At 43.4% G+C, this 14,234-nt stretch carries 17 protein-coding genes; 9 read left to right on the top strand and 8 right to left on the bottom strand.

Features of this window, described 5'->3' with window-relative positions; genetic code table 11:
* Positions 1-90: 90 nt before the first annotated feature.
* On the bottom strand, positions 91-585 hold the full coding sequence (locus ACMXYX_RS05095; RefSeq protein WP_415883856.1) for an Lrp/AsnC ligand binding domain-containing protein: 495 nt from the start codon (positions 583-585) through the stop codon (positions 91-93).
* A gap of 140 nt (positions 586-725) precedes the next feature.
* Between ACMXYX_RS05095 and ACMXYX_RS05090 the strand changes: the two genes are divergently transcribed.
* The 4 genes from ACMXYX_RS05090 (at position 726) to ACMXYX_RS05075 (ending at position 3,925) form a co-directional block, all read left to right on the top strand.
* The gene (locus ACMXYX_RS05090) at positions 726-1,982 is read left to right on the top strand and encodes a D-amino acid dehydrogenase (protein ID WP_415883855.1); all 1,257 of its coding nucleotides are present in this window, start codon (positions 726-728) and stop codon (positions 1,980-1,982) included.
* Positions 1,983-2,068: 86 nt separating this feature from the next.
* A complete protein-coding gene (locus ACMXYX_RS05085) occupies positions 2,069-2,449 on the top strand; it encodes a Rid family detoxifying hydrolase (RefSeq protein ID WP_415883854.1) in 381 nt (126 codons plus the stop codon).
* Positions 2,450-2,493: 44 nt separating this feature from the next.
* Positions 2,494-3,570: an alanine racemase gene (gene alr, locus ACMXYX_RS05080; protein WP_415897796.1), complete on the top strand. Its 1,077-nt coding sequence runs from the start codon at positions 2,494-2,496 to the stop codon at positions 3,568-3,570.
* 7 nt (positions 3,571-3,577) lie between these two features.
* Positions 3,578-3,925 carry a RidA family protein gene (locus ACMXYX_RS05075; RefSeq protein ID WP_415883852.1) on the top strand — a complete coding sequence of 116 codons (348 nt, stop codon included), beginning with the start codon at positions 3,578-3,580 and terminating at the stop codon, positions 3,923-3,925.
* A gap of 69 nt (positions 3,926-3,994) precedes the next feature.
* Here the strand turns inward: ACMXYX_RS05075 and ACMXYX_RS05070 are convergent, their stop codons facing one another.
* From ACMXYX_RS05070 to ACMXYX_RS05050, 5 genes are read right to left on the bottom strand one after another with little or no spacing between them, the layout of a single operon-like run.
* Entirely contained in the window at positions 3,995-4,243 is a 249-nt protein-coding gene (locus ACMXYX_RS05070) for a S24/S26 family peptidase (protein ID WP_415897795.1), read from the bottom strand.
* A 51-nt stretch (positions 4,244-4,294) separates the two neighbouring features.
* Entirely contained in the window at positions 4,295-4,795 is a 501-nt protein-coding gene (gene sodN / locus ACMXYX_RS05065; RefSeq protein WP_415883850.1) for a superoxide dismutase, Ni, read from the bottom strand.
* Between the two features lie 44 nt (positions 4,796-4,839).
* Entirely contained in the window at positions 4,840-5,253 is a 414-nt protein-coding gene (locus ACMXYX_RS05060) for a hypothetical protein (RefSeq protein WP_415897794.1), read from the bottom strand.
* Between the two features lie 26 nt (positions 5,254-5,279).
* Positions 5,280-6,659: a class II fumarate hydratase gene (locus ACMXYX_RS05055; RefSeq protein WP_415906567.1), complete on the bottom strand. Its 1,380-nt coding sequence runs from the start codon at positions 6,657-6,659 to the stop codon at positions 5,280-5,282.
* Between the two features lie 30 nt (positions 6,660-6,689).
* Positions 6,690-7,064, bottom strand: a complete 375-nt coding sequence (locus tag ACMXYX_RS05050; protein ID WP_415883847.1) for a hypothetical protein — start codon at positions 7,062-7,064, stop codon at positions 6,690-6,692.
* 154 nt (positions 7,065-7,218) lie between these two features.
* Between ACMXYX_RS05050 and ACMXYX_RS05045 the strand changes: the two genes are divergently transcribed.
* Both ACMXYX_RS05045 and ykgO read left to right on the top strand, forming a co-directional pair.
* Positions 7,219-7,479 carry a type B 50S ribosomal protein L31 gene (locus ACMXYX_RS05045; RefSeq protein WP_415883846.1) on the top strand — a complete coding sequence of 87 codons (261 nt, stop codon included), beginning with the start codon at positions 7,219-7,221 and terminating at the stop codon, positions 7,477-7,479.
* Positions 7,480-7,487: 8 nt separating this feature from the next.
* Positions 7,488-7,628, top strand: coding sequence for a type B 50S ribosomal protein L36 (gene ykgO, locus ACMXYX_RS05040; protein WP_415883845.1), 141 nt, complete (start codon positions 7,488-7,490; stop codon positions 7,626-7,628).
* A 63-nt stretch (positions 7,629-7,691) separates the two neighbouring features.
* On the opposite strand, the gene ACMXYX_RS05035 is transcribed toward ykgO, so the two are convergent.
* Both ACMXYX_RS05035 and ACMXYX_RS05030 read right to left on the bottom strand, forming a co-directional pair.
* Entirely contained in the window at positions 7,692-8,897 is a 1,206-nt protein-coding gene (locus ACMXYX_RS05035; protein WP_415883844.1) for an OprD family outer membrane porin, read from the bottom strand.
* Positions 8,898-9,165: 268 nt separating this feature from the next.
* Positions 9,166-9,939 (bottom strand): substrate-binding periplasmic protein, encoded by a 774-nt coding sequence (locus ACMXYX_RS05030; protein WP_415897792.1) that lies wholly within the window; start codon positions 9,937-9,939, stop codon positions 9,166-9,168.
* Between the two features lie 204 nt (positions 9,940-10,143).
* On the opposite strand from ACMXYX_RS05030, the gene ACMXYX_RS05025 reads away from it, so the two are divergent.
* From ACMXYX_RS05025 to gspD, 3 genes are all read left to right on the top strand, one after another.
* Positions 10,144-11,049 (top strand): diguanylate cyclase domain-containing protein, encoded by a 906-nt coding sequence (locus tag ACMXYX_RS05025; RefSeq protein ID WP_415897791.1) that lies wholly within the window; start codon positions 10,144-10,146, stop codon positions 11,047-11,049.
* 281 nt (positions 11,050-11,330) lie between these two features.
* Positions 11,331-12,221 (top strand): type II secretion system protein N, encoded by an 891-nt coding sequence (locus ACMXYX_RS05020; RefSeq protein ID WP_415897790.1) that lies wholly within the window; start codon positions 11,331-11,333, stop codon positions 12,219-12,221.
* 2 nt (positions 12,222-12,223) lie between these two features.
* Positions 12,224-14,221 (top strand): type II secretion system secretin GspD, encoded by a 1,998-nt coding sequence (gene gspD / locus ACMXYX_RS05015; protein ID WP_415897789.1) that lies wholly within the window; start codon positions 12,224-12,226, stop codon positions 14,219-14,221.
* Positions 14,222-14,234: the final 13 nt, after the last annotated feature.

Raw genomic sequence — 14,234 nt, 5'->3', positions numbered from 1 at the left:
GGACGTATACCCACAGAAAACGGCATAAAAAAAGGTGCAAATCAGATCACTGATATTGCACCTTCTTTAAGAGGTTACGAAAAACTTAAGTTAACGATTAACATTAAACTTAATTGGCAGCTCCAGTGTTTCTCTTACCTCTTCCATCACGATATAACTCTTAGAGTTCTTAACTCCTGGAAGAGTCAAAAGCATATCACCCAATAAAGCACGGTATTCAGACATGTCATTAATACGCGCCTTAAGAAGGTAGTCTGCATCACCCGAAACTAGGTGGCACTCCAATATATAAGGCAGCTGTTCAACCGCCTTATTAAACGTCTGGAATGCATCTGGTGTTTGATAAGAGAGAGATATCTCTACAAATACCAACATATTGTATTCAAGCAACTGTGGGTTTAAGCGGGCATAGTATCCTTCTATATACCCTTCTTTTTCCAATCGCTTCACACGCTCTATGCAGGGCGTCGAACTTAAGCCGACTTTCTCTGCAAGATCAACGTAACTAATTCGCCCATCGTTTTGCAAAGTACGCAAAATGCTTACATCTAAGCGATCTAGCGTACGCTTCTTACTATTTGTCATGCATTGATATCCACTATGAAAGTAAAATATGCAGGTTATTATTCTTTATTATAGCCAAACTTTAGCGCCTTACACTGGCAAAAACCAAATAAACTAGTGTTTTCTCATTAACATAAAAAATACGAAAATGAGGTCACATTATGCAGGTACTGGTTTTAGGTGCAGGAGTGGTTGGCGTAACGAGCGCTTGGTATTTAGCCAAGGCTGGCCATAAGGTAACTATAATCGATCGACAGGTCGATGTCGCGTTAGAAACAAGCTACGCCAACGCTGGCCAGATCTCTCCTGGCTACTCTGCTCCTTGGGCCGGACCCGGTATTCCCCTAAAAGCTGTTAAGTGGCTAATGCAAGATTTAGCTCCATTTATGATCAGCGGACGCGATGTTGATACCCAAACACTCGCGTGGATGACCAAAATGTTATCCAACTGCACAGAAAGCGCTTACCACACTAATAAAGCCCGCATGGTTCGCCTAGCTGAATACAGCCGTGATTGCTTTATCGATCTGCGCAATGAATTAAATATAGACTACGACCAGCGCACTAAAGGTACCTTGCAAGTGTTTAGAACAGATAAACAGATGCAAGATGCCCAGAAAGATATCTCTGTTCTAGAAGAGAGCGGCGTAGATTTCCAAAGCTTAGATCGCGATGGCTGTATCGAATATGAACCTGCCCTCGCGAATGTTAAGGAAAAAATCGTAGGTGGCCTTCGCTTACCAGGTGATGAAACAGGCGATTGCTTCAAGTTCACCAACGCCTTGGCTGATGAGTGTAAAAAGATGGGTGTCGAATTCATTATGAAAACCGACATTCTGAATATAAACACTGAAGGCGATCAGGTTGTAAGCGTTTCCACTTCGCGCGGCACCATGACAGCCGATTCTTATCTTGTTGCACTAGGCAGCTACTCTACCCCTGTGCTGTCTAAGATCGGTCTAAAAGTGCCTGTATACCCAATAAAAGGTTACTCACTAACCTTGCCGATCATTGACGAAAGCAAAGCACCAACATCCACAGTGATGGATGAAACTTACAAAGTTGCGGTGACCCGTTTTGATGATCGTATCCGTGTTGGCGGTACTGCCGAGATCGCGTCCTACAACAAAGAGCTGGAAGAGAAGCGTAAAGCCAATGTGGAATTTGTGGTTAACGATCTATTCCCGGGCGGCGGCTGCACAGAGAATGCTGAATTCTGGACAGGCTTACGCCCAATGACACCGGACGGCACACCAATTTTAGGTGAGACTCAATTTGAGAACCTATTCCTTAATACGGGTCACGGCACACTAGGCTGGACCATGTCGCTAGGCTCGGGCAAATACGTGTCTGACATCATCAGCAACACCGCTCCAGATATTGACAAAGAAGGCCTATCGCTAGCGCGCTACGCCTAAATAATTATCACCCTATAACAACTATTTTTGGAGAACCGGCTGCTCCCACTGTCCGGTATCTCCTTTTTTATTACAGGAATAAAATCATGCAGAAAGTTACAGTTTCCACAGACAAAGCACCTGCTGCGATTGGCACTTATTCACAAGCAGTTAAAGCGGGTAACACTGTTTATATCTCTGGCCAGATCCCGTTGAACCCAGCAACAATGGAGATGGTAACTGAGTCATTTGAAAGCCAAGCGGTTCAAGTTTTCGAAAACCTTAAAGCTGTTGCAGAGGCTGCTGGCGGTAACTTAAACGACTTCGTAAAGATCACTGTTTTGCTTTCCGACCTAGAATATTTCGCGCAAGTTAATGAAATCATGGCGAAATACTTTGAAGCCCCTTATCCTGCTCGCGCAGCTTATGCAGTAAAAGCGTTACCAAAAGACGCTGACATAGAAATTGAAGCTGTTATGGTTGTATAAAACCAACCAAACGAAACTATCTGAACCAACAGTCCGGAGTGAGTATGGCTAGAGCAGCCACAGCAACCATTAACTTAGATGCTATTCGACATAACTATCGCTTAGCTAAATCCGCAGCCCCAGATCAAGGAGCATTAGCCATTATCAAGGCTGATGCCTACGGTCACGGCGCAGTTAAAGTTGCACAGGCCCTAGAAGATGAAGCCGATGGTTTTGGTGTTGCATGTATTGAAGAAGCAGTAGAGCTTCGCGAAGCGGGCATCAACAAACCAATCCTTCTATTAGAAGGCTTCTTCTCAGCCGATGAACTGAACTATATCTCTGATAAAGAGCTATGGTGCGCTATTCATAGCGTGGAACAGATCGATATTCTGGCTAAAGCTGACATAGATAAACCTATTAACGCTTGGCTAAAAATGGATAGTGGCATGCACCGCTTAGGTGTGAAGCCAGAAGATTACGCTGCTGCGTTTGAAAAACTGTCTCAGCTAGATCAGGTCAAAGAGGTAGTTCTGATGAGCCACTTCTCATCTGCTGACGAACCTGAGCTTTCAGCCACCAATGAACAGATCCAACGCTTTGATGCAGTAGCCGCAACTCTCAATGCAGCGGTTAGCTTAGCAAACTCTGCAGGCACGCTCGCACATGAAGATGCCCGCAGAGATTGGCAGCGTCCCGGCATTATGCTGTACGGCGCAACGCCATTTGCTGAGTCACAACCACTGGCCGATCAACTGCAACCAGCGATGACCCTAAGCTCTGAAGTGATCGCAGTGCGTGAGCTTGAGGTGGGCGAACCCGTTGGCTACAGCCAAACCTGGAGATGCAGCCGCCCAAGTAAGATCGGCACAGTTGCGATCGGTTATGCCGATGGTTATCCACGTCATGCTAAAAGTGGCACACCAGTTTTAGTCGATGGACATAAAACGCAAATCGTTGGTCGCGTTTCGATGGATATGCTGGCAGTAGATCTGACAGATATCCCGACGGCTAATGTCGGCAGCCATGTGGAACTGTGGGGAGAAAACCTTCCTGCGACTGATATAGCCAAGTGCAGTGACACTATCCCTTACACCCTATTTACCGGCATTACCCGCCGCATACATAAGAAATATATTTGAGAACACAATGAGTATTGAACGTATTGAATCTACTGATCGCATGAGCCGTATTGTTAAGCACAACGGTACCGTTTACCTATGCGGTCAAACCGCTGGCGAAGCACAGTGGGACATTGCAGAACAAACACAACGCTGCCTAGATAAGGTTGACGATCTACTAGCTAAAGCTGGCAGCAGCCGTAATCAGATCCTTTCTGTAACCGTTTATATCCGCGATATGAAAGACTTCGCGGCAATGAACGCTGTATGGGATGCATGGGTTGCTGACGTAGAAAAACCAGCACGTGCATGTGTTGAAGCGCGAATGGCCCGCCCAGAAATTCTAGTAGAGCTATCTGTTACGGCGGCTTACTAATACGCCATAAAAAAGGGGATCAAATGATCCCCAAAATTCGCCAGAAAACTCTACTCCAGCTACTAGTCGCTATTTTTTTATTTTAAAAATCACCTTGCCGTACAAATTATCCAAGCCAAACCATCCCATCTTTTCAGAAGCTAAACTCGTCGGGTTATCCCCTTCCAACAAATAACGTCCATCTAGGTCTATAGCTGCAACGCGTTTAATCATTCTTTTATATTCGGGGTGATCACACACAACCAAATCGCCAACATTGATGCGTTTTAACCTCCGCCATACACAGACGAAGTCTCCAGCGCTTAATGTAGGAAACATACTATCTCCAACGATTTTGACGATGTTTAGCATTCGATAACCTAGTCTGTTTTAACCCAATTTTGGATAAGTAACCTGTTCTGCAGGCGGATAAGGACATGTCGCCGTAAAAGTCTCTACGCCCTTTGTTTTCCAGAAGGCTTCTGCAAATGTATTTACGCGATTCAGAAGATCTAATGCAGCTTCGCGATCAATGTTTTGTTTAACTTTTGATGCCTGCAGCATAATGCCGTGCACTTGATCATGAGCATCTGGAATCTGTTCAAATTGCGGTGCTTTAAAGTAGTCACCCCAAATCACTCGTACTTCTTCTTTCACTTGTAGCGCATGCTTTTCTTTCTCAGAAACCAAACGCGCTAATTGTGCTTGTTGAGCCAAGGTTAGAGGCTCACCCGTATCTAGTTCGGTAATCAGATCGACCATACGAATAACGGTTAATGCCGCAATTTGTGCCGTCGCAGGGTCATAAATCTTACATGGGATATCACAGTGAGCTTTTGCTGTCGTAAACGCTAACTTGCTATCCATTGCACTTAAAATTTTGTGAAGCATGGCACCTATCTCCTTCGGCCTTTCTAAAATTCAAATTGATATGATTAATGGAGATGCAGGCCATTACAGCGCGGCTGCATCTCATGAGGTAATTCGGCGTGGTATTTATGGAAAAAGCGATTCCATTCTGTATGCAAACAATTCCCTGCTCTTAATACAGCGATTTTTTGCAGTTCGCCTAAATGCCGCTCTGCCAACAATCCCTTTAGATAAATAGATGCGTCCTCAAAAACCTCTGCAGCCTGAACCACTTGATCTAATGCGATGTAGGTATCAGCCAAATTAAAGTGGCTAACCATCACCGCAGAAAGCAACTTATCCGAATCTGGGTCAAGCTGACCTTCAAAACATCTGACAGCTTGTCGTAACGCTCGCTGGCATAACTCTAATGCGGTGTAATAACAATGTGTTTCATAGGCCTTATTCGTGGCCTTCATCAACTCTTCCCACTGCTCCATAACGCGTCCCTGCTTGGCTGTGAAGTTTATAAACCGCCTTGGGTTAACTTGGCTGGATCGAGTAATTTCTGTAACTCTTCCACTGATAGATCGGTATTTTCTGCCGCAACTTCAACAACAGGTCGTCCCTCTTTATAAGCTTGCTTCGCAATCTCAGCCGCTTTCATGTAACCAATAATAGGGGTCAGAGCTGTTACCAAAATTGGATTACGAGACAGCGCATGGTTTAGCTGTCCTTCATTCACCTTGAAGCTGGCAATTGCTTTATCCGCCAGTAGACGGCTTACGTTGCTTAGCAGCTTGATGCTGTTGAGCAAATTGCTCGCTACTAAAGGCAACATTACGTTCAACTCAAAATTGCCCGACTGGCCTGCTACGGTAATAGCAGCATCATTACCAATCACCTGAGCAGAGACCATTGCTGCTGCTTCTGGAATAACGGGATTCACTTTACCCGGCATGATCGAAGAACCTGGCTGTAGCGCTTCAAGCTCGATTTCCCCAAGGCCAGCTAGAGGGCCAGAGTTCATCCAACGTAGGTCATTGGCGATTTTCATCACGGAAACAGCTGTCGCTTTCAGTTGACCAGACAGTGCAACCGCGACATCTTGTGAAGCGATATGCGCAAAGAAATCATCTGCGGGAGTAAATTCCAAACCGGTAAGTAGGCTTAGTTCGGCATTAAAGTTTTTAGCAAACTCAGGATGGGCATTAATGCCGGTACCTACAGCAGTGCCGCCCTGCGCAAGACTCTGTAAAGTTGGCTGAATTTGTTTTAGATGACGAATATTTTGCTTAATTTGAGTCGCCCAACCATTAAGTGGCTGACTCATCCGAACCGGCATCGCATCCATTAAGTGAGTACGCCCTGTCTTCACATAACCATCAACGGCTGCAGCTTTATCTTCAATCGCTTTCTGTAGATATTCCAACGCCGGCAGCAGCTGCTCTGATAGTTCAACTGCAGCACTGATATGAATACTGGATGGGATAATGTCGTTACTACTTTGACCACAGTTTATGTGATCGTTTGCACCTACATTGTCGCCATAAATATCAGACGCAATTGCAGCCAATACTTCGTTAGCATTCATATTGGAGCTTGTACCAGAACCTGTCTGGAACACATCTACCGGGAAGTGACGCATCAGGTCATCTTCATTTAGCAATTGCTCAACCGCTTGAGCAATCGCACTACCCATCTTCTCTGGAATTTGATCTAGCGTGACATTGGCTTTTGCTGCCGCAGCTTTAGCTTGTAACAGAGCGCGAATAAATGCCTCTGGCATCGGCTGACCACTCACAGGAAAGTTATTCACAGCACGCTGCGTTTGGGCTGCATATAAAGCATCAACAGGCACTTCTAGCTCGCCCATACTGTCTTTAGCTATACGTGTCTTACTCATCTTATTTATCCTTATTTTTCCTGACTGTGGTTAACGGCTTAGACCTGACAGTACGTAATGACAGGTCATGTTCAGCTCATACTTAAGCTTGCACAGGTAAGCCTGCCCATCCCGATTATTTGCAAACAACCGCGCCAATTGGCCAAGAGGCTTATTGATGTTATCTAGGCAGCAACAACGCCAATGACTAGGTATGAGTTCATCCGCTACCGTATCTAACAATAGACGGAACTGACGTTCATAGTGCTGCTTCAGCGATTCCACACTCTTCTGCCGGCATGTATCTATATCCAAGTAATGACTGATCAAACTTGGATTGTCCGGTTCTTTTGCAAAACGTATCTGCTTCTGGACATGTTGCAGATATTCGTTAATTGGCGAATCAAACTGAGCTGTTTGCGACATAAAAACAACCAAATCTAAATGATAATTACTTTCACTATACATTAGATTTAATTTACCGCAAGAAATACACATCAAGAATCCAGAATAAATGAGATTGAAAATGATTCTCAATAATATACTATGTTATGACATAACATTTAAGGGATAGGCAAAAATGAAAAAAGGCATTCACCCTGATTACGACTACGTTATCTTCCGCGACACCAGCTGTGGTCAAGATTTTCGTATCCGCTCAACTGTTAAATCATCTCAGACTGTTGTTTGGGAGGATGGCAATACATACCCACTTGTTACACTAGATATATCCAGCGCATCACACCCTGTTTATACCGGTGAAAAACGTCAGGCGAAATCTGAAGGACGTATTGCTCAATTCAATAAACGCTTTGGTAAACAACAGCGTGCATCTAAATAGGAATAGCAATGCAGGTACTGAGCTCTTTAAAAACAGCTAAGAAACGCCACCCAGATTGTCAGGTTGTGAAGCGTCGCGGAAAACTTTACGTGATTTGTAAATCAAACCCGCGCTTTAAAGCACGCCAAGGAACAGGCAAGAAGAAATAAAACTAGAGAGGATGCAAAAAAACAGGGGCCCTAAGGCCCCTGCGTTCTCAAGCGGGAAAATGCTTAAAGAAGATTGATTGGGTAATCCAAGATCAAACGGATATCACTGATGTTAGGAACAACAGAATCATCACCATTCACCTGCGCAACACGCAGTTGAACACTCAGATCTTTCGCCTTACCACTTTGTACAGTGTATTTAGCATCTAGGTTTGTTTCACGACGCTGACCATCTGTACCACCATCGTAATCAATATCCCAAGCTTCAGTGTGACGCGCCATTAGATGTAAGCCTGGAATTGAAGGAACATCGTAATCTACGCGGAACTGAAGAGCCTGCTCATCATCTGCGTTAAAATCTAGTAGCTGTACTGCACCGTAAGTGAAGTACTGAGTATCATCTTGACCGCCCCACTGAACGTTATAACCATCATTACCACCCACAGTTTGATAGTTAACAGTGTATGCCCAGTTACCTTTAGCAAAACGTGCAGTCAAGCTTGTTAGGTGGCTGTCGTAATCTGCCAATAGGTGGCCATCATCTTCACCACGCATATGGCGCGCATCTAGAGTTACGTCATACTCACCCATCTTAGTTGGGTAAGTAAGGTTTAACCAAGATTGCTTCATGTAATCATCAGCTACAGCGTACTGAACTTCTGCTTTAAGACCATTAGCAAACGTATAGTCACCACCAACAGAAGCAATACCGTAATCTTCGCCGTTTACTTCATACTCATCAAAGCCCTGACGAGTGTTACGTGAAGCTTCATCTGAATAGAACGCATAAAGGTTCATATTATCCAATGCAATATCGCCGTAAATCGCCTGCGTGCTTGGCGCAGATAGGCGTGACTGAAGATCGTTCAGTAGAGGCGTCATCATTACCATGCGGCCTGCACGGATATTTACATTATCCAGAGGCTTCAGTTTAACGTATAGGTTTTCAACTGCTGTATAACCATTACCACCTGCCGCCAACACGTCAGATAGGTTATCGGTCTTATCGTTTTCCAAAGCCACAACTTCAGTAACAGTTGCATCAAAACCAACGAAGCCACCAAAGTATGGAGAAGCAACGTCGAGTTTGAACGCTTGACCCGCAGCAATAGTGTCTGGGATACCCTGATCAAAATCACGGTTCATGTAGAAAGTACGTAAACCTAAATCAACTTTAAAACCGTCATTTTGCGCTTCAGCCGCGATGCTGGAGCCGCTAGCTACTGCACCGAATGCCAGAGCCGCTACGCTTAGTTTTTTCTGAAACATAATAATGTAACAAACCTGAGTTATTATTTGCGAAGGTGGCTATTTTAAGAAAATAAAGGCAGGCTTTTTCTTTGTAATTTTCAGGTTTGCAGGGTTTAACGCTCGAAACTGGTGCGTTCGCAGAAGAATCCATCAAAAATGACAATTTTCGTCATTTAAATATCATTTTCGCTGGTGTTTTTTAGGTGAATGCACCATGAAGGGTGGAACTTTTTCTAACTTTCACAGTCCTTCGCAGCATCAAATAGCGCTTTCAAAACGCATCTAACTATTCTTCTCGCCAATCAGTCATACCGTATTTAGAAAGTATTTCCTGTAACTGACCGCTCTTGCGTAATCGCTCTATTCCATCGGAAAGAATCTGAGCGTATTCCTGAGACTCACCTATAACCGGAGAAAAAGCGATATAGGACTTTTCAAACTCTTTTGCACTACCCGCGACTTTAAAATGATCAGCCTTATTTAGAAGATTCGCGGTGTACCAAAACACAGGTTCAGCTTCGACCAGCATATCGATCCGCTTCAAAGACAGCATCTGTATACCTCGATGAAGGGGCTGCTCGCTTCCCAACATTGTCACACTATCGGAGCTATTATTCTGAATATAATCCCGCAATTCATCGCCATAATCGTAACCACTAATAGCAGCTAGTTGATGGCCTTGCAGCGATTCGACCCCTTGATACTGCCAATTCGAATCTTTATGTACAAAAAAGGTATTACCCAAAATTGCTAACTCTTGCTCAGGTAGAACAAACCCCGGCACATCGCCTTTAAAGGCACCAACTACTGCATTGATATGTCCTTTCTTCGCTTCCTGAATAGCACGAGACCAGTTCATCTCTATGTACTGAACCTCTATCCCCTTCTCTTCGAATACATCTGTAGCTACCTCGATCATAAAACCTGGTAAAGGCGCATTTGCCTCGCAATTAAATGGGCACCAGCGATCCGCAGCAATTACAATCTTTTCCGCTGATAATCCGATTAAGGAATAGACCAATAAAAGGGCTGCACAAAATATCCTAAGCATTTGAGACATCGTCATCCAAAACAAACATCAAGCCTTACAATGTAATACAGAAGAAAGACTCCCTCAATACACCTAATTCCTATAAGGGTTTTACCCACTAAAAACCTCTAAAAGCCATACAAAAAGTCAAAAGGCCCACACAAAAAACTTTAACTTTCATTCAAGAAAAACAGCTACTAGGCTTACTTAAGGTTCTAGGGATATAGGTAGCGCGTGGAAAAACCTGAATTGGAGCAACTACAACAACGGCTCAATCTCTTTGAAGCGATTGCAGATAACGCTACAGCCGTTATTGCCGCTAAAGATTTGGATGGACGTTACCTCTATGTAAACCAAGAATATTCCCGTTTATTCCACCAAGAGAAACATAGTTTCTGCGGTAAGACCGATCATGAAATATTCCCCGAAGATATTGCTACGGCTTTTCGGCAAGCTGATCTACAAGTGATCGAGAGAAAGGAAGTCATTACCGTAGAAGAAAAAGCTCCCGTTGATGGTAACATTCGTGACTACCTATCGATTAAATTCCCCATCACTGATTCTGAAGGAAACATCTTTGCGACTGGCTTAGTCGCCACCGATATAACGGAACGAAAAGCAGCAGAACAAGAAGTCCTGCGTTTATCTCGTGTGGATCACCTAACCCAAGTAGCAAACCGCTCCCTACTTGAACAAAGACTAGGCGAAGCCATTGAAAAAGCAAAAGCCCATAATCAGTTGATCGGTGTAGCCATTGTAGATTTAGATAAATTTAAACCCGTTAATGACACCTACGGTCATCATGTGGGCGATTCAGTTTTAAAACTGATGGCGGAAAGACTAATGCACTCCTGTCGTAGTTCGGACACTGTTGCGCGATTAGGGGGGGATGAGTTTGTCGTAGTTTTAGAAGATCTAGAAACAATGCAGGATGCCATATCTTCACTCCATCGTAGCGTTGAGACTCTCCATGACACTTACCATATAGAATCAAAAACCATCAAACTTAGCGCGAGTGCCGGTCTTGCTTTCTACCCTCAAAATGGCACCGAGATCATCCCACTGTTAAAAGCTGCAGACGAAGCGCTATATAAGGCGAAGAGACAAGGCAGGAACCAAGTACAGGTTGCCACAAATTAATCGATATCACTCAGATAAGTTGGGTTACATTGAGCACAACATACAAATCTGTATGGGAACCTCAAGATTACGCAAGCCCACGATGATTGGTTGAATTTAACCTTGTAATTGATTCAGTTCTGGAGGCTTTTATTGGCTGATCCCTATCTTAAACCTCTCACTTACATGAGCTTCATAACCAGCTAACAACGTTGGAGTAACTACCAGAAAAATCAATTAAGTTGTATAATTACTGGGCAATTGGATTTTGCTCAATACTATATGGAAATAAACGTCGTATCATGATGCCTAACGCAGCTTTAGTTTCAAAGATAACAACGTGGGGGCTAATCGCTCTCTCGGCTGCGCTTTGTGCCCAATTTATCTGGCTTTTGATAGTACCGAGCACCATTTCTTTACCCGATTCACCCTCTATTCAGCAAAAGATCCAATCTGTCGAAAAATCCCACTTCACATACAACGCAATAACAAGTGCCAATTTATTTGGTATCCCGCCAACAACACCGACAAAGAAAGAAACAAAACCTCAAAAAGTAACTCGGCTAAAAATAGAGGTTATTGGCATCATTAGCAGCGAACATGAACGGAATGTCGCACTAATTAAATACAAAGGGAAAAGAGGCTCCGTTCTCGAAGGGGAACCTCTCAGTTACTTTGGATCAACTGACATTATCCTGACAAAAATAAATAAAGATCAAATCACAATAGATAACGATGGAAAAAATGAAATACTTCCATTGAAATCAGGCCAAGACAAAGATATTGGATTAACCCCCATAATCGAGAATAACGCTCAGTCTCCATCGCCAACGAATGTCCAAAATGCCCCACTGGTATCCTCATTTAACTATACCAACAACAGACGATTGCAAAAGTTTATCCATAACTGGAGCACCCGACATTCAAAGCAACCAAACTACCTTTCTCATTTTGTTGTACTAGAAGAAACAAATAAATCTGATACAAAAGGCATCAGGGTTATAGCCGGCAAAGATCGATCGCTTCTAGCACTAACCCCCTTAAAGCCTGGCGATATCATTACACACATAAATGAAAAAGCTGCTGGGAATTACTCCCAAGCCCAATTGCTTGATTTAATAAAGAATTCATCACAGTTCTCTCTTCGTCTCCAACGAGAACAACAAACCCTGACCTTTGAAATTGAAATTTAACTATGAAAAAAACTAGCTTTATTTCAGTACTGCTGACCTGGTTAATCCTATCTTTTGCTCCCCAAGCAACACTTGCAAAAGATTACAACCTGAACATGCAAGACGTCGAGATCCGTGATTTTATAAACACAATTGCAAAATTAGTGGGAAAAACCATCATCATCGATGAAAAGGTTAAAGGCAAAATTTCCATAGAAAGTCCCCAAGCCCTAACCAATGAAGAGCTTTACGAAATTTTCCTAATTCAATTAGGCATTAAAGGCTACACCGTCGTCGATAACGGCTCCGGCATTCTTAAAGTAATTCCCGCTCAAGGAGCAAAACTGCAAGGTGCAGAGGTTGGCTTTGGTATACCGGAAAGCAATAGTGAAAAAATAATCACTCAAGTCATCGAAGTAAAAAATGTAAATAGCAATCAACTAGCAGCAACCTTACGCCCTCTGGTAGATGCGAAGATTGGTGTGATCGCAGCATATGCCACATCTAACGTGATATTGGTGACAGATAGAGCCTCCAACGTAAAACGGATTTCTAAAATTATTCAGGAAGTAGATAAAGCCGATTCACAACGCCTATCTATAGTGAAGCTAAAAAACGCATCGGCAACCGAATTAGAGAGAACGCTTAATTCCTTAACTCAGCAACAGGGAAAAGAGCAAAACCGGACACCTGCCAAAATATCTGCAGATACTCGAACCAATACTTTAATAATTCGAGCAGAACTTCCTGATTGGTTAAAACTAAAGAAAATCATCGAGCAGTTAGATGAAGAGGTTGAGAGTACGGCGAATCACAAAGTCATTTACTTAAAATATGCTAAAGCCGCAGATGTACTGCCAGTATTAAAAGGCGTGAGTAGCAGCATTGTTGAAAACTCTTCTCAAAATAGCTCTGGTAAAGCCTCCCCTGTGGCGATCAAAGATGTGACCATCAACGCTCATGAACAAACCAACTCCATAATCATCTCCGGTGACCCTTCTATCATCAGCGACTTGGAAAACATCGTATCCAGCTTAGATATCCGAAGAGCTCAAGTAATGGTAGAGGCAATCATCGCTGAGATCAGTGATTCCAAAGCTCGTGAGCTAGGTGTGCAGTGGCTCTTTACTAACGACAATAAAGCAATTTCAGCAGTTAATTTCCCAGGCGCAGGGAAAGGGATTGTAAATTTAGCTTCAGCTTACAACGCTGGAGAAGCTACAACGGGTTTTGCTTCCGAAGGCTTTAACCTAGGTGTAGGCAAATTCCGAACCAATGGATTTTCTTTTGCCGCTCTATTACAAGCACTCTCGACTGATCAAGATGCAAATATCCTCTCCACTCCTAATCTAGTCACTTTAGATAACGAAGAAGCTAGTATTCACGTAGGTCAAGAAGTGCCCGTTATCACCGGATCAACAACTAGTTCGGATAACACAAACCCTTACCAAACGATCGAACGTAAAGACGTTGGTATCAAGCTCAAAATAAAACCTCAAATAAATGAAGGTAGTGCAATCCTATTGGAAATCACTCAGGAGGTATCATCTATTTCAGGCTTACAAGCTTCGGATATTGTGACAGATAAACGAGTCATCGAAACGACGGTCTTAGTCGATGATGGTGCGATGCTAGCGCTTGGTGGCCTAATGACCGACGATGTTCAGGAGCAATACTCAAAAGTCCCTCTTCTTGGAGATATCCCCGGTATAGGTAGAGCATTTCGTTCGGACCAAACCAAACGCACTAAACGAAACCTTATGATCTTTATCCGTCCGAAAGTATTAATGGATCAGGCTTCAGCAACTACCGAATCACGTAAAAAATACAATACCTTGTATGCGCAGCAAGAAAGTAAACATAAGCAAGGTATAAACCTAATGCCTGGTGAACAGCGCCCTACGCTCCCTTCTTGGGATGACAATGAGTTAGCGCCTCAGTGGTACCTAAACCAGCCACTTCCGAACCATGTTAATGAGAAAGGGCAAATTCAATATATTCCATCTGATCAATTTTTCTAAAGGTCATTATTAG

The organism is Neptuniibacter sp. QD72_48 (assembly GCF_047778065.1).
Taxonomy (GTDB): domain Bacteria; phylum Pseudomonadota; class Gammaproteobacteria; order Pseudomonadales; family Balneatricaceae; genus Neptuniibacter.
Note: the sequence above shows the minus strand (reverse complement) of the source record. Positions and strands in the feature narration are given on the sequence as shown.

What these genes read in the sequence shown, in the direction of transcription:
- ACMXYX_RS05095 (WP_415883856.1), bottom strand. Translation starts at nt 585, where the DNA reads ATGACAAATAGTAAGAAGCGTACGCTAGATCGCTTAGATGTAAGCATT.
- ACMXYX_RS05090 (WP_415883855.1), top strand. Translation starts at nt 726, where the DNA reads ATGCAGGTACTGGTTTTAGGTGCAGGAGTGGTTGGCGTAACGAGCGCT.
- ACMXYX_RS05085 (WP_415883854.1), top strand. Translation starts at nt 2,069, where the DNA reads ATGCAGAAAGTTACAGTTTCCACAGACAAAGCACCTGCTGCGATTGGC.
- alr (WP_415897796.1), top strand. Translation starts at nt 2,494, where the DNA reads ATGGCTAGAGCAGCCACAGCAACCATTAACTTAGATGCTATTCGACAT.
- ACMXYX_RS05075 (WP_415883852.1), top strand. Translation starts at nt 3,578, where the DNA reads ATGAGTATTGAACGTATTGAATCTACTGATCGCATGAGCCGTATTGTT.
- ACMXYX_RS05070 (WP_415897795.1), bottom strand. Translation starts at nt 4,243, where the DNA reads ATGTTTCCTACATTAAGCGCTGGAGACTTCGTCTGTGTATGGCGGAGG.
- sodN (WP_415883850.1), bottom strand. Translation starts at nt 4,795, where the DNA reads ATGCTTCACAAAATTTTAAGTGCAATGGATAGCAAGTTAGCGTTTACG.
- ACMXYX_RS05060 (WP_415897794.1), bottom strand. Translation starts at nt 5,253, where the DNA reads ATGGAGCAGTGGGAAGAGTTGATGAAGGCCACGAATAAGGCCTATGAA.
- ACMXYX_RS05055 (WP_415906567.1), bottom strand. Translation starts at nt 6,659, where the DNA reads ATGAGTAAGACACGTATAGCTAAAGACAGTATGGGCGAGCTAGAAGTG.
- ACMXYX_RS05050 (WP_415883847.1), bottom strand. Translation starts at nt 7,064, where the DNA reads ATGTCGCAAACAGCTCAGTTTGATTCGCCAATTAACGAATATCTGCAA.
- ACMXYX_RS05045 (WP_415883846.1), top strand. Translation starts at nt 7,219, where the DNA reads ATGAAAAAAGGCATTCACCCTGATTACGACTACGTTATCTTCCGCGAC.
- ykgO (WP_415883845.1), top strand. Translation starts at nt 7,488, where the DNA reads ATGCAGGTACTGAGCTCTTTAAAAACAGCTAAGAAACGCCACCCAGAT.
- ACMXYX_RS05035 (WP_415883844.1), bottom strand. Translation starts at nt 8,897, where the DNA reads ATGTTTCAGAAAAAACTAAGCGTAGCGGCTCTGGCATTCGGTGCAGTA.
- ACMXYX_RS05030 (WP_415897792.1), bottom strand. Translation starts at nt 9,939, where the DNA reads ATGTCTCAAATGCTTAGGATATTTTGTGCAGCCCTTTTATTGGTCTAT.
- ACMXYX_RS05020 (WP_415897790.1), top strand. Translation starts at nt 11,331, where the DNA reads ATGATGCCTAACGCAGCTTTAGTTTCAAAGATAACAACGTGGGGGCTA.
- gspD (WP_415897789.1), top strand. Translation starts at nt 12,224, where the DNA reads ATGAAAAAAACTAGCTTTATTTCAGTACTGCTGACCTGGTTAATCCTA.